18 protein-coding genes are annotated in these 21,017 nt (G+C 42.3%); all 18 read left to right on the forward strand.

Features of this window, described 5'->3' with window-relative positions:
* Nucleotides 1-13: 13 nt before the first annotated feature.
* Nucleotides 14-1,171: a glycosyltransferase family protein gene (locus MUG09_RS02065; protein WP_244773025.1), complete on the forward strand. Its 1,158-nt coding sequence runs from the start codon at nucleotides 14-16 to the stop codon at nucleotides 1,169-1,171.
* A gap of 14 nt (nucleotides 1,172-1,185) precedes the next feature.
* Nucleotides 1,186-2,370 (forward strand): nucleotide sugar dehydrogenase, encoded by a 1,185-nt coding sequence (locus tag MUG09_RS02070; RefSeq protein WP_244773027.1) that lies wholly within the window; start codon nucleotides 1,186-1,188, stop codon nucleotides 2,368-2,370.
* Between the two features lie 154 nt (nucleotides 2,371-2,524).
* The gene (gene istA, locus MUG09_RS02075) at nucleotides 2,525-3,988 is read left to right on the forward strand and encodes an IS21 family transposase (protein ID WP_244771474.1); all 1,464 of its coding nucleotides are present in this window, start codon (nucleotides 2,525-2,527) and stop codon (nucleotides 3,986-3,988) included.
* Nucleotides 3,985-4,776, forward strand: coding sequence for an IS21-like element helper ATPase IstB (gene istB / locus MUG09_RS02080; protein WP_244771475.1), 792 nt, complete (start codon nucleotides 3,985-3,987; stop codon nucleotides 4,774-4,776). Before istA ends, istB begins: the two co-directional genes overlap by 4 nt.
* Entirely contained in the window at nucleotides 4,766-5,131 is a 366-nt protein-coding gene (locus MUG09_RS02085) for a hypothetical protein (protein ID WP_244771476.1), read from the forward strand. Before istB ends, MUG09_RS02085 begins: the two co-directional genes overlap by 11 nt.
* Before the next feature lie 100 nt (nucleotides 5,132-5,231).
* Complete coding sequence (locus MUG09_RS02090) at nucleotides 5,232-5,393, forward strand: hypothetical protein (RefSeq protein ID WP_244773029.1); 162 nt, start codon at nucleotides 5,232-5,234, stop codon at nucleotides 5,391-5,393.
* On the forward strand, nucleotides 5,393-6,469 hold the full coding sequence (locus MUG09_RS02095) for a Gfo/Idh/MocA family protein (protein ID WP_244773031.1): 1,077 nt from the start codon (nucleotides 5,393-5,395) through the stop codon (nucleotides 6,467-6,469). The genes MUG09_RS02090 and MUG09_RS02095 overlap by 1 nt, the downstream gene beginning before the upstream one ends.
* The gene (locus MUG09_RS02100) at nucleotides 6,469-7,041 is read left to right on the forward strand and encodes an acyltransferase (protein ID WP_244773033.1); all 573 of its coding nucleotides are present in this window, start codon (nucleotides 6,469-6,471) and stop codon (nucleotides 7,039-7,041) included. Before MUG09_RS02095 ends, MUG09_RS02100 begins: the two co-directional genes overlap by 1 nt.
* 2 nt (nucleotides 7,042-7,043) lie before the next feature.
* Nucleotides 7,044-8,171 (forward strand): DegT/DnrJ/EryC1/StrS family aminotransferase, encoded by a 1,128-nt coding sequence (locus tag MUG09_RS02105; protein WP_244773034.1) that lies wholly within the window; start codon nucleotides 7,044-7,046, stop codon nucleotides 8,169-8,171.
* Between the two features lie 21 nt (nucleotides 8,172-8,192).
* Complete coding sequence (locus MUG09_RS02110) at nucleotides 8,193-9,326, forward strand: glycosyltransferase (RefSeq protein WP_244773037.1); 1,134 nt, start codon at nucleotides 8,193-8,195, stop codon at nucleotides 9,324-9,326.
* Nucleotides 9,327-9,498: 172 nt separating this feature from the next.
* Entirely contained in the window at nucleotides 9,499-10,722 is a 1,224-nt protein-coding gene (locus MUG09_RS02115) for an O-antigen ligase family protein (protein WP_244773039.1), read from the forward strand.
* Nucleotides 10,719-12,176, forward strand: coding sequence for a lipopolysaccharide biosynthesis protein (locus MUG09_RS02120; protein WP_244773041.1), 1,458 nt, complete (start codon nucleotides 10,719-10,721; stop codon nucleotides 12,174-12,176). The genes MUG09_RS02115 and MUG09_RS02120 overlap by 4 nt, the downstream gene beginning before the upstream one ends.
* 245 nt (nucleotides 12,177-12,421) lie before the next feature.
* A complete protein-coding gene (locus MUG09_RS02125; protein ID WP_244773042.1) occupies nucleotides 12,422-13,390 on the forward strand; it encodes a glycosyltransferase in 969 nt (322 codons plus the stop codon).
* 18 nt (nucleotides 13,391-13,408) lie between these two features.
* On the forward strand, nucleotides 13,409-14,515 hold the full coding sequence (locus MUG09_RS02130) for a glycosyltransferase (protein WP_244773044.1): 1,107 nt from the start codon (nucleotides 13,409-13,411) through the stop codon (nucleotides 14,513-14,515).
* Nucleotides 14,508-15,419, forward strand: a complete 912-nt coding sequence (locus MUG09_RS02135) for an ATP-grasp fold amidoligase family protein (protein WP_244773046.1) — start codon at nucleotides 14,508-14,510, stop codon at nucleotides 15,417-15,419. Before MUG09_RS02130 ends, MUG09_RS02135 begins: the two co-directional genes overlap by 8 nt.
* Nucleotides 15,416-16,906 (forward strand): MATE family efflux transporter, encoded by a 1,491-nt coding sequence (locus MUG09_RS02140; protein ID WP_244773048.1) that lies wholly within the window; start codon nucleotides 15,416-15,418, stop codon nucleotides 16,904-16,906. Before MUG09_RS02135 ends, MUG09_RS02140 begins: the two co-directional genes overlap by 4 nt.
* Before the next feature lie 114 nt (nucleotides 16,907-17,020).
* Entirely contained in the window at nucleotides 17,021-19,747 is a 2,727-nt protein-coding gene (locus MUG09_RS02145; protein WP_244773050.1) for a YidC/Oxa1 family membrane protein insertase, read from the forward strand.
* A 19-nt stretch (nucleotides 19,748-19,766) separates the two neighbouring features.
* Nucleotides 19,767-21,002 (forward strand): CDP-glycerol glycerophosphotransferase family protein, encoded by a 1,236-nt coding sequence (locus MUG09_RS02150; RefSeq protein WP_244773052.1) that lies wholly within the window; start codon nucleotides 19,767-19,769, stop codon nucleotides 21,000-21,002.
* Nucleotides 21,003-21,017: the final 15 nt, after the last annotated feature.

Here is a 21,017-nt window from a genome sequence, read left to right on the forward strand (position 1 = left end):
AAAGAAGTTAGAAATGAAGATTGTGATTGTTTGTTTTACCTATTCACCAAGCTTTTCCTATATGGAAAATCAACTAGCGAAAGCTTTTCAAGTTCTTGGGCATAATGTAAGTTTGATTGCCTCGACTGAAAGTTATGTTCAAGACAAAATTGAGCGTTTTAGTCCTGGAGATTATGTTTATGATAATTTGGCCGTTAAACGAATTTCATTTGCTTGGAAAGGTAATTACCTAGCGCATAAACTTTGGAAAATGAAAGGATTATCTCAAGCTTTGGAAGATTTCCAGCCAGACATAATTTATCACATGAATATTTGTGGTTTGGAGATTAAAAATTCAGTCATTTATGTAAACCATAATCCTAAAACGACTATTTTTTTTGATAATCATGCTGCTTTCTATAATTCTGGAAAGAATTGGGTTTCGAAATATCTCCGTTATCAGTTAATCTTAGGCAATTATGTGAGAAGAGCGTCAGAAAAGTCGATGAAGATATTTTATATCGGAAATGGTGAGAAATATTTTTTAGAAAATAATTTCCATATTCCAACCCAAAAACTGGAATTATTTCCACTTGGGGATTTCATTTTATCGGATGATCAGTATTTAGTAACTCGGAAACAGATAAGGACTCAAAATTCTGTGAGCAATGAATGTCAAGTAATATGTCATACTGGAAAACTAAACAAGTCAAAGTATACCATAGAAATAATTAATTCATTTCTCTATGCTGGCGTACAGGATTCGCAACTCTGGATAATTGGAGGTATTGAAAATGATATCTACGATGATGTAATGACGTTAATCCATGAAAATTCTGATAGAATCAAATATTTTGGATGGAAAAATTCAAGTCAATTAAGTGAACTACTTTGTGCTTGCGATATATATGTTCAATTATCAGTGTCTTCCACATTTCTAACTGCATTATGCAGAAAGTGTGTAGGAGTCTCAATAAATCCAGTTGATACATATAACTATATTCCAAAAGAAATTTACTATCAGATTGCGACTCCTTCATGTTTAAAGCATACTCTCAAAAAAATCCTAGATTTTCCGGGACAAATTTCTAGTAAACGACAAGAATCTTATATTTTTGCGAAGGATAACCTCGATTATCTGACTTTAGTTGATCGTTTGATTCTTCAACCGCATGCTAATAAAAATATTTGAATAAGTGTGGAAAAATGAATATAATCCAATGTTTAGAAAAAATCACAAATAGAGAAATTGAAATTGGGGTCATCGGTCTCGGCTACGTCGGTCTCCCTCTTGCCGTAGAGAAAGCCAAAGCAGGATTCAAGACCACCGGCTTCGATGTCCAACAGAAGAAAGTGGACATGGTGAACCAAGGCATCAACTATATTGGCGATGTGGTGCAGGAAGACCTTGCTGCCCTGGTGAAGTCGGGGATGCTTCGTGCCACCAGCGACTTCTCCTTTGTAGCCGACTGCGACTTCATTGCCATCTGTGTGCCTACTCCTTTGGACGAGCACCAGCAACCGGATATTTTCTATGTGAGGGATTCAGTTATTGAGATTTCTAAGTACTTAAAAAAGGAATCCATCGTAGTCCTTGAGTCCACCACCTACCCCGGTACCACCGAGGAATTGGTAAAGCCGTTGTTGGAAAAAGGTTCCGGGCTTGTCTGCGGTGAGGATTTTTACCTTGGATTCTCTCCTGAGCGTGTCGATCCGGGCAATCTCATCTACAAGACAAAGAACACCCCCAAAGTGGTCGGAGGCATCGGCAAGGATGCCACTGAAGTTATTGCTGCCGTCTACCGTGCCGTACTCTCCAGTGATGTCTACGAAGTTTCCAGCCCGGCTATAGCCGAGATGGAGAAAATTCTGGAGAACACCTATCGTAATGTGAACATCGGGCTGGTGAACGAGCTTGCAAAGCTCTGCCATGAAATGGGCATAAGTATCTGGGAAGTAATCGATGCGGCGAAGACCAAGCCCTATGGGTTCCAGGCCTTCTATCCCGGCCCTGGACTTGGCGGGCATTGCATCCCGCTCGATCCCTACTACCTTTCTTGGAAAGCGAGGGAGTACGGATTTCATACGTCGATGATAGAGAGCTCGATGATGATCAACGACCGCATGCCTGAATACACGGTAGAGCGTGCCTCCAAGATTCTGAACAGGTTCAGGAAAGCCCTCAACGGATCGAAGGTATTGGTGTTGGGTGTAGCCTACAAGCAGGATATCGACGACTACCGCGAGAGTCCGGCACTCAAGGTCATCGAGATACTGGAGAGGCAAGGGGCGGAAGTGACCTACTACGACCCCTGGGTGGCAGAGTACCGGTACAAGGGAAGGGCTGTGCAGGGTTTGAAGGAACTCACGAAGGAGACTTGTGTAGCGTAAACTAAAAATCCCTAGAAAGATCACTTCATCTTCCTTGGTCTGATCACGGGAAATTCCCGGGATTGTTCAAAGGGACAGTTGAGAAGCTGCCCTTTGGAAAGTAACCTTTGATGTAGAAACAAATACATTAAAGGAGAAAGGAGAAGTGCTCAACATGTCCCAAATCAATTGTATCAGAGATTTGAGGAAAGAGGGATACTCAGTGGCAAGGATTGCCAGGGAAGTATCGGTCGATGAGAAGACGGCGAGGAAGTACCTCTGCATGGAAGACTTCTCACCGAAGCCGCCTCAAAAGAAGGAGGGGTTGCCCAGCAAGCTGGACCCCTACAAGCCGCAGATAGACGGATGGCTTTCCAACGATGAAAAGGAGAATTCGAAACAGCGCCATACCGCCCAGCGCGTCTATGACAGGTTGGTGGAGCTGCATCCGGAATTCGGTTGCTCCTACCCAACGGTATCGCGGTATGTGAGGAAAACACGTGCACAACGCTCGAGTTACAGGGCCTGCCAGGAGCTGGTATGGCATCCGGGTGAGGCCCAGGGGGACTTCGGCGAGGCGGACTGCTATGAAAGAGGCGTCAAGCAGCGCAAGCATTATCTTGTCTGCGTGTTTCCGAATTCAAATGCGGATTTTCCCCAGATGTTCAACGGAGAGACCAGCGAATGCATCTGCCAGGGCTTTCAGGACGTCTTTGAGTTCATCGGCGGAGTCTTCCCCCTGGTTGTGATAGACAATGCCACCGGAGCAGGTCGTCGCATCGGGCAGGAGATACGGGAAGCGAAGCTCTTCGCCCAATTCAGGGCTCACTACGGCTTCTCCATACGATTCTGCAGTCCGGGTAGTGGATGGGAAAAGGGGTGCGTCGAGAATAAAATCGGCACGGTCCGCAGGAACCGGTTCGTTCCCCTGCCCGAGTTCGACGACCTGCAGCAATACAACAAGGGCTTGCTGGAGCAGGCGACGAGCTTTCAGGGAAATACCCATTACAAGAAGAACACAATCATAGGCGAGCTTTTCGAACAGGACCGCGAGGCACTGCTGCCGCTGCCCCGACACCGTTTTGATGTCTGTCGGTATGTGTACGCCAAGGCCGACGGGTACGGGAAGGTGGAGATTGACGGCAACCACCATTACTCAACCCGTCCCGAATACCGGGGAAGCGAAGTGCTGGTGGGCATCCGGGCCCACACCGTCGACATCTATGACGAGAAGCGCAAGATCCTGGTGAGCCACGTCCGCAAATTCGGCAAGGAGCGGTCCGACAGCGTCGACCCAAGAACCTCCATGGCCGTACTCATGAGAAATGTGGGAGCGTGGCCCAACAGCGGTGTGAGGGAGATGGTGTCCTCCCCCGTACGCGATTATCTCGATGCGCTGGACAGGGAATCGCTGAAGGATGCCCTGCGAACGATGAACCTGCTGAGCGAGCGCTACAGCTTCGAAAGAGCACTTGATGCGTTCGACCTGGTGCTGAGGAACCCCGGCAACGCCCCGTTCAGCGATGCAATGGTGTTTGCGGCGAGGATGGCGGAGTTCGGGGACCAAACCGACCTGGACGCCGGTCCCGACCTTTCGTTGTACGACCAGCTTCTGGAACAACGGAGGGTGCAGCCATGATGATGACTTCAACCATCCGCATCCAACGTAGGGAAGAGATATCGGACATGTGCCGGAAACTGTTCCTTTCCCAACAACTGGTAGCGTTGTGCCAGCAGGCAACGCCGAGGCAGGAAGAGTTCCTGCATGACGTGCTGTCAATGGAGGTGGAGAGCCGGGAACGCTCAAAACGCTCCAGGCTGCTCAACCGGGCCCGGTTTCCCATGCCCAAGAGCATGGAAGGCTACGACTATTCTCATGTGCGCCTGCCGCCTTCCATTACCAGGGTGGAACTGGAAGGCTGCGAATTCATTGGCAGGAAGACCAACCTGGTCTGCTATGGACCGGTGGGAACCGGGAAAACGCATATGGCCATAGCACTGGGGATGAAGGCCTGCGAGATGGGCCTTGCAGCCCGGTTCTATACGGTGACCGAGCTGGTGCTGAAACTGGCCGAGGCACGGAAGAACGGAGTCTTGGAACGCTTGGTGTCGGACATACGCAGACTGGATCTGCTCATTCTTGATGAGTGGGGGTACGTACCGGTGGACAAGGAGGGGTCCCAGCTCCTGTTCCGCATCATCAGCGACAGCTACGAGAGCAAAAGCCTCATTCTTACGACGAACCTCGAGTTTTCCAAGTGGGGTGGCATCTTCACCGACCAGCAGATGGCTGCAGCAATGATCGACAGGCTCATCCACCATGGGCACCTGCTTGTGTTCGAGGGGCAGAGCTACCGGATGGAGCATGCATTGATGCGGAAGACCGCATCCGAGCGGTCGAAAGGGGGTGACGAACATGGTCGTTGACAAACAATACTTGCGTGAATTGCGTTCGTGTTACCGATACGACGGTACAAAATTCACCGAGGAGCTCGAGCAGATCATATTGGACCGGTTGGGGATAGAACCCAGCCCGCATGAATACTCGGAACAGGACCTGCATGAGCAGGCCAGAAAGATAGTAATGCAGTACCAAAGCCCTGAAGGAAGGCTTCGACTGTTGTACGGCTTGGACAAGATCGAGAACGAGATGGCTTACCTGGGCAACAAGCTTGCCTACCTGAAAGGTAAAATTGCACATCAGCTGCATGGGGAAACGGATCCAAACGTGATCTTTGTGATTGAGGATGAATATGAGGATGTCCCTGATTACAAGCCATAGTTTCTGGATATCTGCATAGATTCCTGTGCAGATGATAAAACCCGGGAATTTCCCGTGATTAGACACGGGATTCCCTGGTGATTAGACCAAGGATTTTTGCTTGACAAAACACAAGACTCTGCAAGAGTCCGACCTGGTAATGGTCACTGCCGCGCACAGCAATTTGGATTATGGCTTTGTACAGCAGCATGCAAAAGCAATTTTCGACACCAAGAACGTGATGAAGGCAATCAAGAACCGCGACAACATAGAGGTGCTGTGATGAGATATGCATTGATCGGCTGTGGGAGGATTTCTCCGAACCATCTGGCTGCGGCCCAAGCAAACAAACTTGAGATAGTTGGCCTGTGCGACATCGATGCAGCCATGCTTGAAGACAAGATTCTTAAGTTCAAATTGGATGCTTCGAAAGTTGCACAGTACGATGACTATCAGCTGATGCTCGACGAACAGAAGCCCGAGCTGGTCTCCATCTGCACCGAGAGCGGAAAGCATGCCGCGATCGCCCTGGAGTGCATCAGACGAGGCATAAACATCATTGTTGAGAAACCGATAGCATTGTCGATAGAGGATGCAGATGCAATAATTGAGGAAGCAAGAAAGCATAACGTCAAGGTCTGTGCATGCCACCAGAACCGTTTCAACAAGTCGGTGGTGAAGATCCGCGAGGCGATGGACCAGCGGCGGTTCGGTCGCTTGTTCTACGGTACGGCCCACATCCGCTGGAACCGGGGTCATGAATATTACGACCGTGCTTCCTGGCGAGGCACCTGGGAGCAGGACGGAGGAGCACTAATGAACCAGTGCATCCACAACATTGACCTTTTAAGATGGATGATGGGAAACGAGGTGACTGAGGTATTCGCCTACACCGACAAGCTCAACCATCCCTACATCGAGGCAGAGGACCTGGGCATCGCCCTCATCCGGTTCGCCAACGGCTCCTACGGCATCATCGAAGGAACCACGGACATTTATCCGAAGAACCTGGAGGAGACGCTCTACCTGTTCGGCGAGAAGGGGACGGTGAAGGCCGGGGGCCAGTCGGTGAACATCATCGAGGAGTGGCGGTTCGCCGATATGCTCGACGACGCCGATGAGGTGAAAGCCACCTACCACGAGAATCCGCCGAACGTGTACGGCTTCGGCCACACCCCCTTGTTCGCAGATGTAATCGATGCAATCAGGACTGATCGGCAGCCGAAGGTGACAGCCGAGGACGGCAAACGTGCCCTGGAACTGGTACTGGCTATATACAAGTCAGCTGCCGAGGGAAGGCCGGTGAAGCTTCCCTTGGAAGCGTGTGCCACAACCGATTTTACCGGGAGGTTCTCCTGATGGATGAATGGTATGTGCATCCCTCATCCTACGTGGATGACAAGGTAACCATAGGCAAAGGGACAAAGATCTGGCACTTCTGCCACATCCAAAGCGGAGCAACGATCGGCGAGAACTGCTCGCTCGGACAGAACGTGAACGTCTCCAACAATGTAACAATCGGCAACGGCTGCAAGATCCAGAATAATGTTTCGTTGTATGAAGGTGTGACACTGGAGAACCATGTGTTCTGCGGCCCCTCCTGTGTGTTCACCAACGACCTGACCCCCAGGGCGAAGTACCCCAAGGGGAGGGCTGGCTATCTGAAGACGCTGGTAAAGGAAGGAGCCTCCATCGGGGCCAATGCAACCATTGTTTGCGGCATAACCATCGGAAGATGGGCACTTATAGGAAGCGGGGCGGTGGTGACCAAGGATGTCCCCGATCATGCCCTGATGGTGGGGGTTCCCGCCAAGCAGAAGGGTTGGGCCTGCGAATGCGGCTCAATTCTGGAAGGAGATCTTCACTGCAAGAGCTGCGGTCGACAGTATGAACAGCAGGAAAGCGGGCTTGTTGAAAGTAAGAGGGATTGAACATGGAATTTCGTGATCTGAAGAAGCAGTACCAGGTACTCAAGGAACGGATGGACAAGGCCGTCTTCGAGGTGATGACCGATTGCAACTTCATCAGCGGCAGGCAGGTGAAGGAGCTGGAGGAGAAGCTGGCGTCCTATATGGGTGTGAAGCATTGTATCACCTGCGGCAACGGAACCGACGCCCTGTCGATGATGCTGATGGCCTGGGGCATTGGAGAAGGCGATGCGGTGTTCGTCCCCGACTTCACCTTCTTCGCAACCGGTGAGGTCGTCTCCTTCGAGGGTGCGACACCGGTGTTCGTCGATGTCGATTCTGATACCTTCAACATGGATCCCGTAAGTCTTGAGAAGGCCATCCTGGCCGTCAAGGCTGAGGGTAGGCTGAATCCAAGGGTTGTGATTCCCGTCGATTTGTTCGGCCTCCCTGCCGATTATGACCACATCAATGAGATTGGACACAAGTATGGCATGAAGGTGCTTGAGGATGCGGCACAGGGATTCGGAGGGATGTACAAGGGCAGAAGAGCGGGTTCGCTCGGCGATGCAGCAACCACCTCTTTCTTCCCGGCTAAGCCTCTGGGCTGTTACGGCGACGGCGGAGCAATCTTCACCAACGACGACCAGGAGGCTGAATATCTCCGATCGATAGCTGTGCACGGCAAGGGCTCGTTCAAGTACGACAACGTACGCATAGGCTGGAACTCGCGCCTTGATACCATCCAGGCAGCAATCCTGTTGGTAAAGTTTGACGCCTTCATTGAGTATGAGCTGGAGGATGTGAACAAGGTAGCGGCTTGGTATACTGAAGCCTTGAAGGGCAAGGTGAAGACGCCTGTTGTTCCTGAGGGCTGTTATTCAAGCTGGGCACAGTACACCATCCAAGTGAAGAATGAAGAAGAACGCACTGCCTTGCAGCAAAAGCTCAAGGAACAGGGTATCCCCACCATGGTGTATTATCCCAAGCCGATGCATGAGCAGACGGCCTATAAAGATTTAAAGCCTTATGTACCTTGTTCTAATACTGTGAGTCTATGTAAGACTGTGGTTTCATTGCCTTTGGATCCATATAAGGGTGAGCAAACTGTAAGGAATATCTCACAATTTATTAATGACTGTTGTTGTTATTAATTTCAATACAAGAAAATTTCTATGAGAATATTAATTGTCGCAGGTGGATATCCCACTGAAAAGTATTACCTGAATGGAATATTTGAATTTGATCAAGCTCAAGCTTTAGCAAAGCAAGGGCATGAAGTGATTTTTGCTGCTATTGACCTCAGGTCTGTTAGGCGCTGGCGGCATTGGTTTTTCGAAAGTATCGAGAAAAATAATGTAAGTATTGAAGTTGTAAATATTCCTTTAGGCCCAGTGGCTCCAATCGTATTGCATTTTTTTGGTTTGCTCGGATTAAAATACATATATAGAAAGTGTCTAAAAAAATTTGGGAAACCTGATGTTATTCATGCGCATTTTACAGATTATGCTTATATTGCACTTCAATCTCTCAAGAAAACAAAAATTCCAATAGTGATGACAGAGCATTCCTCGGGAATTAACTGTATAAATATTGATCAGAAATTATGTAGAACTGCTGAGAAAGTATATCATAATGTAAATACAGTAATTGCCGTAAGTAATGAGCTAAAAGCAAAAATTATGCAGGAATTTTCGATTAAAGCATTATACATTCCAAATGTTGTTGACCTAAAGATATTTTCATATGATTCAAATCCAAATAAAGACAGTAAGTTTAGGATAATTTCTGTTGGTAATCTTATTCCAAGAAAACGAATGAAAGCTCTAATAAGCGGATTTGCTAGTTTTGTTAAGTTTGTTCCTGATTCCGAATTATTTATCTATGGATCTGGTCCTGAAAAAGATAATTTACAAGCTCAAATCTCCAGCTTGAGGCTATCAGATAGAATAGTTTTAAAGGGAAGTTGTAAAAGAGATATCATTGCTAATGCACTGAAAACAGCTTCCTGTTTTGTTTTAGTCTCAGAAGTCGAGACTTTTGGTGTGGTGCTAGTCGAAGCAATGGCGTGCGGTCTTCCCGTAATTGCTACGAAATCGGGAGGGCCAGAAAGCTTTATTCATTCTGGAAATGGAATACTAATTCCAGTTGACGATGAGCAATCGCTTTTGGATGCACTGAAAAAAATGTATCTAACAATCAATGATTACAATCGTGGGGAAATATCTTCAGAGGTTAAGCAATTGTTCTCTGCTGAATCAATAGTAAATCAGCTAGAATCGGTTTATGAAAGAGTGATTTATGATTAATACCATATTATACCTTTTTTTGATTACTTCCTTCTTTCCTGTTATTGATTTTTCTATCGATCTCGGTTTTTTTCAATTGTCAATTTTTCGAGTTATTACAATTATTGTAATTTGTATGTCATTCTTCATTGCTATTAAGCAACGACACGAATGCTTTAGTATTATAAGAAGTATGAATATCTATGCTATAAGTTTTCACTCGGTTTGGTTACTTTATGCAATATTGACTGTATTTTGGATAAAAGATTATTCACATTGGTTTAAGTCAGTATATTTTTTAGGGTTAAGTCTCTTCTCTATTATTTTTTTTAATTATTTCTTTAAGGAGAAGAAACAGATTAAGGTAGCCATGATTTTGATTACAATTATCCTCGTAATTAATTCAGTAATTGGTATATATGAAGTTTTTTCATCAAATTATTTCTTTTTAAGTAATGAATTAGTATCTAATTATTCATATTACCATCTTCCAGTTAGCTGGTTCAATAATACAAACGATTTTGCAATGCTTATGCTAATTGGTTTTAATCTATGTCTCTTTTGCAAGAATCTATTCACTAATAAAGTGATACGTATTTTCTTTCTAATTGATGGCTCATTAATGATTTCATTGATTTTTCTTGCGGGGTCTAGAGCAAACGTTTTTGGTTTAGCAATCTCGGTTATATTGTTGATATGTTTTTACATAATCAAAAGAGCGAAAAAGCAAATATTCGATTTAGCTATTATTATGATGCTAGCAATACTATCGTTATTTGTATTGAACCAAATGGGGTTATACCGTCAAGGAACATCTATCACGTCAACGGTGTCGGGAGTTTATCAAATGATAAGTACTCCTGCAGAAGTAGGCGAGCAATCAGGTACTACTCAACAAACAATAACGATACATGAAAATATTGATGAATCAATTAATACTCGTATAAATTTAATAAAAAATGGTTTATACTTTTTATATAGAACATATGGATTTGGAGTCGGATCTGGAAACATTGAGTATTGGATGGAGAACTATGCAATTTTCCCAATAAGTACAATCAATATGCATAATTGGTGGTTTGAAATACTTACGGCATATGGAGTATTAATCCTCATTGGCTACTTGATTTTCTATGGGAGGATTATTCTCCATGCGATGGTTATTGCTTTTACTTATCCATTGGATAGCAGAGAATCACAACTCTCAATTATTACAATATGTATAATGGGAGGATTGATATTTGGTTTGATTAGTTCTAGCTCAAACTTTGGAAGTGAATGGTTGTGTGTTTTTATGGCAGTTCTTTCTTCATTGTCTATAATAATTAAACCCAAATTTAGAGTTGATGCCAATTTTTTTGAAAAAATTGCTATTAGGTTTTCATATTTAGGGCAAATGAGGGATCTGGAGCAATGAAATCTGATACAAATTCAATATCCTTTTTCAAAAATGTATTGAGTTTTTCATACGCATCACTAATTACGGCTGCTATTGGATTTGTCATCATTCCATTTGCAACTCGATTGTTCTCTCCTTCTGAAATGGGCAAAATCAATCTCTTTTCTACAGTTGCAAGTTTATTTTCAATGCTAGCAATTGCAGGGATTGATCAGTCATATGTTCGTTACCATGCTGAAGTTTCAGACCATGGTATCTTGGTTGGCGATTGTATAAGGCTCAGCATAATTTCATGGGCTTTTGTTTCTTCTATAGTTTTTCTTTTTCGAGAGTACATAGCAAAATTGATTATCGGTGAGTCTTCATTAACCTTAATAATCATTTTAATTTTGTATATTTTATTTACCAATATTCAGAGATTTTCATCACTTGATTATAGGCTCAAGCAAGATGCTTGGAACTATACTCTACATTCAGTATTACATGCTTTAGCAAATAATGTTTTATTTTTTTTTATAGCATATTGGAATAGAACGGCATTGTTTGCCTTAGGAATGAGGGTTTTTCTTGTAATACTCTTATCTGTAATCTATATCTTTTTCTTTCAAAAATCGTTCTTCTCACAAGCATTACATAGATATAAGGCTTCAGAGAAAAGTAAAATTCTTAAGTTTGGTCTTCCTTTATTACCGGCTTCCATTTTTTATTGGATTAATGGATCTGTGTCGAAATTTATACTTGCTCGTTATTGGGGTTTTGATATAGTAGGATTCTTTGGTATTGCTTTAACTCTATCAAGTGTTGTTGGAATTATTCAAACAGGTTTTAATACATTCTGGGCTCCATATGCTATGAAGTATTACGAATCTGAATCTGTTCGAATTCAGAAAGTACATCATTATATAGTTTGTATACTTTCAATTTTCGTAATATGTCTAATGCTTTTTCAAGACATAATATTTTTATTGCTTGATGTATCATATCAAGCAAGCCAACAAATATTCCCTCTACTGATTATTACTCATGTTCTATACACAATTTCTGAAACAACCGGCCTTGGGATTCCGCTTTCTGGAAAAACATATTTCCAAGCAATACTGGTTTTTTTGTCGATGATTGTAAATATCCTATTATGTGTCATTCTAATTCCTCGATTTGGACTTATAGGATGCGCGATAAGTGTTGTCTTTTCCGATATAATTATGGTTTCACTTCGCACAATACTTGGCCAAAAATATTATAAAAGTGTTGATTCTTTTAAATGTACAATTTTTACTGTTGTTCTATTACTCTTCACTGCATCACTCAATCTTTTTCTTCCTATGTTTCCAAGAATAGTCATTACAATATTAATCTTATTAGTGATTACACTAGTCTATCTTCATGAAATTGAGCGGCTAATTCTTATAATAAGTTCTCTTCTAAGAGAATATTTATTTAAATTGTCAGGTAAACGAAAAGATGATTCTTAAAAATGAATTTTGAAAGAGTTAATAATAATTTTATCTTGACGTTCCTGTTACTGCCCAGCTTACTTAAAAGAAAAAGCTGGGTTTTTTATATCGATACATTTGGTGGGTTTCTATTCCCTGATTTTAAAATGCAGGGTACATTGTCTAATGTTTCTGAGAACTTGATAGCTAGCTTGATATTTTATATATAGCTTTGGCTATCATTTACAGTGTCTGTATTCTTGAAAGACTTGTCGAGGTAGCGCATGGCTGAGTTTCCAATTGTTACAGTACTAATGAGCACCTATAACGAACCTGTTGAGTATATTCAGGCTGCTCTCTCTTCTATTCTTAACCAAACCTATTTCAATCTGGAAGTCTTGGTTATTGTCGATAATCCACAAAACCTGGAAGCCATTTCATTCCTTAAATCTTCTTCTCAAAAAGATAACCGGATAACAATCCACATCAATGAGCGTAACAGAGGCCTTGTATATTGTCTTAATTATGGGATCTCCATCGCCAAAGGTGAGTATATTGCCAGAATGGATGCAGATGACATCTCCTTTCATAAGCGAATCGAACAAGAATTGGAGTTTCTTCTAGAGCATGATCACGATTTGGTATCTACGGGCATTGTTGCCATCGACGAAGGAGGTAAAGTCTTGGAAGGGGAGAAGCATCCCAAATACCAGCCTGGTCGTAATCTTGAAAAGCAGATGTACTTTGAGAACATGGTAGCTCATCCTACCGTCCTTATACGGAAAAAAGCCTTAGATAGGTTGAATGGCTATCGAACAATCAAATCAGCCGAAGACTATGATCTCTGGCTCCGTTTCCTTACTGATGGATATTCAATTGGATTTCTGGAGACACCATTGTTATACCGACGAATCTCGTATGAAGGTGTCTCTCGATTGAATAGGTATGTTCAGTTTTTAGGAGCTGAATATGTTCGGTTGCTCTATAGGCAACGAAAGAAATTAGGTCGTGACGATCATTCGGAAGAGTATTACAATGCATTTCTAAAAAAACATCACTACTTTGATAAGAAGGCATTGGAGGCATATCATGCTTCCTACAAAGAATATTGCCTGGCAAAAGAGATGCTAAGAAACGGAAAGAAATTGACAGCATTCAAGCTTTTCGTTCATTCTACAATAGCTTCAAAACTTCGAATGAAGCACGTTTGGGTTATGAGCCGAAATAAAGTGAGGAACTTTCTTTTTGCCTAGAGAGCAAAAGAGAACAACATGGAAACTTTACTATTCTACATTTCCAATATTTCGAAAGGTGGTGCCCAACGGGTCATCACCACGCTTTCAAATCATTTTTCTGAAAAATATCACGTTATTCTTGTAACAACTACCGTCGGAGAAGGAACATATCCTCTGAATCCGAATATTACTCATCTATCGTTGGATTTTGCTGCAGAAGACATAAAAGCGAACAAGCTTACAAAGAATCGTAAGCGAAATATACGGTTCAAACAAATAATACAAAGGTATCAACCTTCTGTAATTATTACCTTTCTTGAGCGGGAAATCTTGAGGGTACTGTACTTGAAACCTCAGCTCTCCGTACCTGTAATCATTTCATTCAGAAATGATCCCAATGTTGACTATTCCTCTTGGCTGCAACGGTTCGCTATCATGAGATTGATCAAACGAGCCGACGGCATCGTATTTCAGACTCCTGATGCCAAACAGTTTTTTACTGGTCATTATTCTAGTAAGGACACAATAATTCCTAACCCTATACATCCAACTTTCCTTAAAGAGAGGGCCATTGGGTCTCGTGATGCACGTATTGTAACCGTAGGGAAGTTATTCCCTCAGAAGAATCATGCACTGCTCATTCGCTCGTTTGCACATATTGCATCAGAATTTCCTGAACATACCCTAGAGATATACGGTGAAGGAGAATTGAGAAACTCATTGCAGCAGTTGATTGATTCATTTGGATTGCAATCAAGAATTTTCCTTAAGGGTGTCAGAAATGATATCGAGAAAGTATTGGAGCAAGCAGCTCTCTTTGTGCTCTCCTCGGACTATGAGGGTGTCTCCAACGCTCTCATGGAGGCAATGGCTTTAGGGCTTCCTGTGATCTCCACCGATTGTCCTTGCGGAGGCTCAGCCATGCTTATCAGACACGGAGTAAATGGATTATTGGTTCCAGTTGGGGATGAGAGAGCATTAGTTGAATCAATGCGTTCAATGGTAAATGACCCTGTTTATGCTGAAGCACTTGGTACAGTAGCTAGAAAGATTCGCCAGGAAGTAGATCCCCAAGTGGTATTTGCATCTTGGGAATCCTTCATTCATGATGTAGTCAGTATGGGTAAAGAAATCGATGAGTAGCATTGCATATAAAATTCGGAAAGGGTTGAAGAATCCTCATATCGTTGGAGAATATCTGCTGGAGAGGAAACTAGCCAGAATTATTCCCGATCGATTATATCTGTCTTGGCTGTATAGGTTAAAGATGGGAATGTCCCTTAACTTGAAAAATCCGACAACATTCAATGAGAAACTTCAGTGGTTGAAGCTCCATGACCATAATCTTCTCTATCCTTCCTTGGTCGACAAGTATGAAGTTCGGCAGTTTGTGAAGGATACAATTGGAGAACAATACTTGATTCCGTTGCTGGGAGTCTATAATACAGTAGATGAGATTGAATTCTCCACTCTTCCTGGAACATTCGTTCTCAAGCCAACCCACACTTCTGGTGATGTCATATTATGCAAAGATAAAGATCTGCTTTCTCCTGAATTAACCAAGCAGAAGATGAATATGTGGTTACAGAAACGCTATTTTTGGGGTCTTCGAGAATGGCCTTATAAACATATTAATCCACGTATTATTTGTGAATCAATGATACAAACTGAAGATGGAAGGAGTCCAAAGGATTACAAGATTTTTTGTTTTCATGGAGTGCCCAAATTTGCCTTTGTTGCGTCAGATAGGGGAGTCGACACTAAGTTTGATTTCTTTGATGTTGATTGGAATCGTCAACCTGTCAAACAGCATTACTCTACGAGCAATTATGATTTACCAAAACCTTTGCAATGGGATGAAATGCTTCAATTAGCTAGGAAACTCTCACAAGGTATCCCACATGTACGAGTGGATTTTTATATCGATGTTGCAGGACGCATATTTTTTGGAGAACTGACATTTTTCCATTTCTCAGGTTTAGAAAAATTTGAGCCTGACTCCTATGATACCCTACTGGGTAGTTGGATTGATTTGGCAGCCTTATGACAAGAAAACAGAAACTTATTCTAAATACAGCAAGCTCACTTATTCATCAATTGATTACTGTTGTATGTGGAATCATTCTTCCTCGTGCCTATATCGCATCATTTGGGTCGGAAGTAAATGGCTTGGTTGCTTCCATCACCCAATTCATATCCATAATTACCTTCCTGGAATTAGGCGTAGGAGCAGTAGTCCAAGCTGCATTATACTTTCCACTTGCTAAGAAAGAGACTGAGGAGATCAGCCGCATTATTATCTCCTCCAATAGGTTTTTTAAAAAGATAGGTGGGATTCTTATCCTTTACTCTCTCGTACTGTTTTTTCTCTACCCTATGTTGATTGACACAACACATTCCTTTTTCTATACAGGATCTTTAGTAGCCATTCTTGCACTCAGTGCGTTTGCGCAGTATTTCTTCGGTATTTCTTATCAGCTGTTATTACAGGCGGACCAACTCGCTTTTGTCGCCTTGCTCACCAATACCGTAACGGTAATCATAAATACAATAGTTGTCCTGTTGTTGATCAAGTACGAAAAATCCGTACAAATTGTAAAACTTGTATCTTCGATGATATTTCTTATTCGTCCAATTATCTTCCAGATTGTTGTAAAAAAACGCTATAGATTGCAGCTTTCCATCCCGCTCCATGTTGAGCCAATTAAACAGAAATGGAATGGCATCGCCCAACATATCGCCTCTGTTGTACTCAATAGTACGGATATTGTTGTATTAACCGTTTTCAGTTCCTTCAGCCTGGTATCGGTATATTCGGTGTATTATCTTGTCGTCAATAGTATTAAGAAAATCTTGATATCCTTTACGTCAGGGTTCCAAGCCCTCTTTGGCAATATGCTTTCAAATAATGAACTTTCCAAATTGAATCAAGCATTTGAGAAGTTTGAATGGATAATGCATACCTTTGTGACTATTTTCTTCACGTGTACCGGGATTCTTATAATCCCCTTTATTATAGTCTATACAGCAACAATTACCGACTATGAATATGTGTATCCGGTCTTTGGTATCCTGCTGGTTGTTGCACATGCGCTCTATTGTATTCGGCTTCCATACAACCAACTTGTGCTTGCTGCAGGGCATTTCAAAGAGACCCAGACAAGTGCAATTATTGAAGCCAGTATAAACATTGTAATCTCGATTGTATTAGTACAAGCATATGGCTTGATTGGTGTTGCATTAGGAACTCTTGTTGCAATGCTTTACCGAACAGTCTATCTGGCCTGGTATCTCTCAAAAAATATTATAAAGCGCACATTAAGGCATTTCTATCTTCACATAGTTGTAGATGCTATATCTGTAGTGACAATGGTATGTGCTACCCAATGGATTACTCTTTCAAGTATTTCCTTCTTTGCTTGGTTTGTTATGGCTCTCAAAGTAGTCCTAATTTGTTCAATTGTTTCTTTCTTGGTAAATGCGGTGTTTTACCCACGATTACTTAAAGCAATACCGAAGGGAATTATGCGTTGATCTTTCTAAATACTGCAGTTTTAAGACATTCCCATACTGTCGCCAATGGTGATGGAATATGATAAGCTCAGACGAAACATGCAAGAGTTTGTGTAGTCGATAAAGAGGTTTGTTGTGACGTCATTTTTATATACTGTTATCGTATATCCGATAGAATTACTTGTTGAATTGCTTTTTGTCTTCTTCTTTAAAGCTTTTGATAGTACCGGGTTTGCCATAGCTGGAATCAGTCTGATGGTAAGCTTGCTTTCTCTTCCCCTCTATCATATTGCCGATCAATTGCAGAAGAAAGAGCGGGACATGCGCATACAAATGCAGAATGGAATCCAGAGAATCAAATCAACCTTTAAGGGCGATGAGCAATACATGATTCTCTCTACTTTCTACAGGCAACACCATTATCATCCTGCATATGCTCTTCGTAGTTCTGTCAGCCTTCTCATTCAGGTTCCATTCTTTATTGCTGCCTATCAGTTTCTTTCTCATCTTCCCCATTTGCAGGCTGAAAGCTTTCTTTTCATCAAGGATCTGGGGCAACCTGATCATATGTTCATGCTCGGTTCTCTTCCAATAAATGTACTTCCATTGATAATGACCCTAATCAACATAGCAGCCGGTGCAATCTATACAAAAGGATTCCCTCTGCGAGATAAAGTTCAGTTGTATGGTATGGCTGGGTTATTTCTTATACTTCTGTATCAGTCTCCAGCGGGGTTGGTTTTCTACTGGACCCTGAACAATGTTTTCTCATTGGTAAAAAATATCTTTTATAAAATGAAGCAACCCTTGAAGGTGTTGTATGTTACGGCTGTCGTTGCAAGTGTTGGATTAACAGTAGCCATACTTGTTATAAAATCAAATTTCCCTCTTAGCAAACAGCTGGTACTTTTTGCAGGTTGTGGAGGGATAATTTCCCTTCCATTTCTTGTAAAAATCGTGGGATTTATTGAGAAAAGGTATCTCTCTACCTTCTCAATGAAAAGATCAAGCGTTTTCAATGTCTATATTTTATCAATCCTGCTTCTATGGTTCCTTAGTGGCATTGTGGTGCCATCAAGCCTGATACTTTCTTCTCCTATCGAATTTGCATTCACTGGAACCGTTGAGAATCCTCTTTCCTACATGTACCATACTGCCTCATTTTTCTTGGGTTTATGTGTGGTCTGGCCTTTGTTTTTGTATGCAATGGCCAGTAGAAAAATGAGAGGGTTCTTTTCAATTATCTTTTTTATACTTTCTCTAACAGCAATAATTAATCTTTTCATCTTCAAGGGCGACTATGGCCTTGTAAGCAAAGTATTATTGTACGATGAGCCGGCACGTCTTTCCGCTTCCTTGATCCAAACGGTACTTCCCATTTTCATAACTATTATTCTATCAATCGGCACATTTGCTTGTATTCGAAACGGGTGGTCAAAGGTGCTTACCAGTATACTCACGATTCTCATCCTTACTTCTGCGGGAATGGGTGTATATGCTGCAGTGAATATCCAAATAGCTTATACTGCCCATGCTAAGAATGTGGCAGAGAATGTGGATAAGAGTACTCTTCATGAGATCAATCCAGTGATTCCTCTCAGCAAAACTGAAAAGAATGTAGTCGTCCTCTTTCTTGATAGAGCTATCAACTCTTTCTTGCCAATCGTATTCGAACAGTTTCCCGAGCTCACTGAGCAGTATAGAGGATTTGTCTATTATCCCAATACTGTTTCTCCTGGAAGGGTAACGCTTTCTGGTTCTCCTCCAGTTATGGGAGGATATGAGTACACTCCGGATGCAATGAACCTGCGTAGTACCGAACGTTTGGTAGACAAGCACAACGAAGCTTCATTGGTGCTTCCAAGAATTTTTTCCGAAGCGGGATACCGTGCTTCTGTATTTGATCCTCCAATGCCTAACCATAAATGGTCAAATGACTTTACAGCCTTTCGTCCGTATCCAGAAGTACAGGTTCGTGGCTTGAATGGTGTATATTCCTATAAGTATAAAATGGAGCATCCTGAGAACGAATTATGGGGACCTGACTACGAGAGCAGAATCATCAAGCGTCGTCTTCCTATGTTTTCATTTCTAAGAACCATTTATCCTGCAGTTCGAAGTCTTTTGTATTACGAGGGCACATACTTCCTGATGGATGAGAATACGCAAAACACCAACAGTTTTATTAATGCATATTCTGTGCTGTATTACCTTCCCCAGCTTACTGCGATTGATAGCGCAAAAGGATCATATGTCTTTCTTGTCAATGATACTCCACACGAACCAATTTTCTTACAAGCCCCAGAATATGTGCCAGTTGTAAAAGTAACAGATATATCGAACCCTCTCCAAGCTGATACGTATTACGATCAGAAAGCTCAGATACATTATCATGCCAATGTAGCGGCACTACGAAAGGTAGGTGAATGGTTGGAATTTCTCAAACAAGAGGGAGTATACGACAACACGAGAATTATCATTGTTGCTGATCATGGGAATAATTTGAAAGCACCGGTTTTCAAAGATTTTGAGCAACTAAAAGAGGTCCTTGCGGCATACCACCCATTGTTCATGGCTAAGGATTTCTATGCATCCGAAGAATTTTCTACTGACACTCAGTTTATGACAACTGCGGACGTTCCTGCCATGGCTATCAAGGATCTACCCGTTTCAACCATAAATCCTTTCACTAAAAATGACTTGTTTTCTGTTATTGAGAAAGATGTAGTTAATGTGTACTCATCCTCTTCAGAGCCAAACAACAATAGGGGTAACACATTTAGTTTTAATTATTCAGAGAGCTTTTCTGTACATGATTCAGTGTTTGATGAGGCTAATTGGAAGCACATTAGTCCAAAATGAGCAAAGGAGACTTAAGTAGATGATACTTTTCTATATAGACCCCGGTACAGGGAGCATGCTTTTTTCCATAGTCATTGGTTTGGTGACTATGCTCTATTTTCTTGGAAAAGCAGCATTCATTAAGGTAAAGTTTATTCTCTCTGGAGGAAAAGCAACCACTTCGAAAAATCATTATCCTTTGGTCATTTATTCTGAAAGCAAGCGGTATTGGAATGTTTTTAAGCCAGTTCTAGATGCATTGGAAAGAAAAGCTATTCCAACTGTGTATTACGCATCATCAGAAGACGACCCAGTCTTCTCAGTAGCATATAAACATATTACAAGTGAGTTTATTGGGGAAGGCAACAAAGCTTTCACTCGATTGAATTTCCTTGAGGCAGATGTGTGCTTGATGACTACTCCTGGTCTGGATGTCTATCAGCTCAAGCGCTCAAGAGGCGTTAAGCACTATGCCCATATCCTGCACTCAGTTGATGACGCAACAGGATATCGACTTTTTGGGTTAGACTATTTTGATTCTGTACTCCTTTCTGGCGAATATCAAAAAGCGCATATTCGGCTTTTGGAAACACAAAGAGGTATCAAAGAAAAAGAGTTGGTAGTTGTTGGATGTCCCTACCTTGATGAGCTGCAAAAGAAAGTAGCAGATCTGCCTAAACGAAAGAATGAATCCTTTACGGTACTCGTGGCTCCTTCATGGGGAAAAAGTGGGATTCTGAGTAGATATGGAGCATCTCTTCTTGATTCCTTGGTACAAACAGGATTCTCAATTATTGTGAGACCTCACCCACAATCGAAACAATCAGAAAAAGAGATACTTGAAGCTCTAGAAATGCGATACAAGGCCGCTCAGAATCTCGAGTGGGATTATTCTAATGAGAATCTGAATGTCCTTTCTCGGTCGGACATCATGATATCTGACTTTTCAGGAGTTATCTTTGATTATGCGTTTCTCTTTAATAAACCGTTTCTTTACGTGAATAGTAATTTTGATGCTCGACCGTATGATGCATACGATCTAGAAGAACAGCCGTGGAAATTCCGGGTCCTTCCTGAAATTGGAGTTGAACTTCAAGAAAACGACTTTGGGAGAATCGGTCAACTTATTCTTGAAACAAGCAAGAGTTCGATACTTGAGGAAAAAAGAAAGAATGCCAATGCTACAGCATGGCAATACAAAGGGAAGAGCGGCGAGATGGTTGCCGATTTCTTGGTTGGTGTTCTTGCTGGACTGAAAGAAAGCAAGGATATGTAATAAGTGTAGCCGTGC

The sequence above is a fragment of the Sphaerochaeta associata genome (assembly GCF_022869165.1).
Classification (GTDB): domain Bacteria; phylum Spirochaetota; class Spirochaetia; order Sphaerochaetales; family Sphaerochaetaceae; genus Sphaerochaeta; species Sphaerochaeta associata.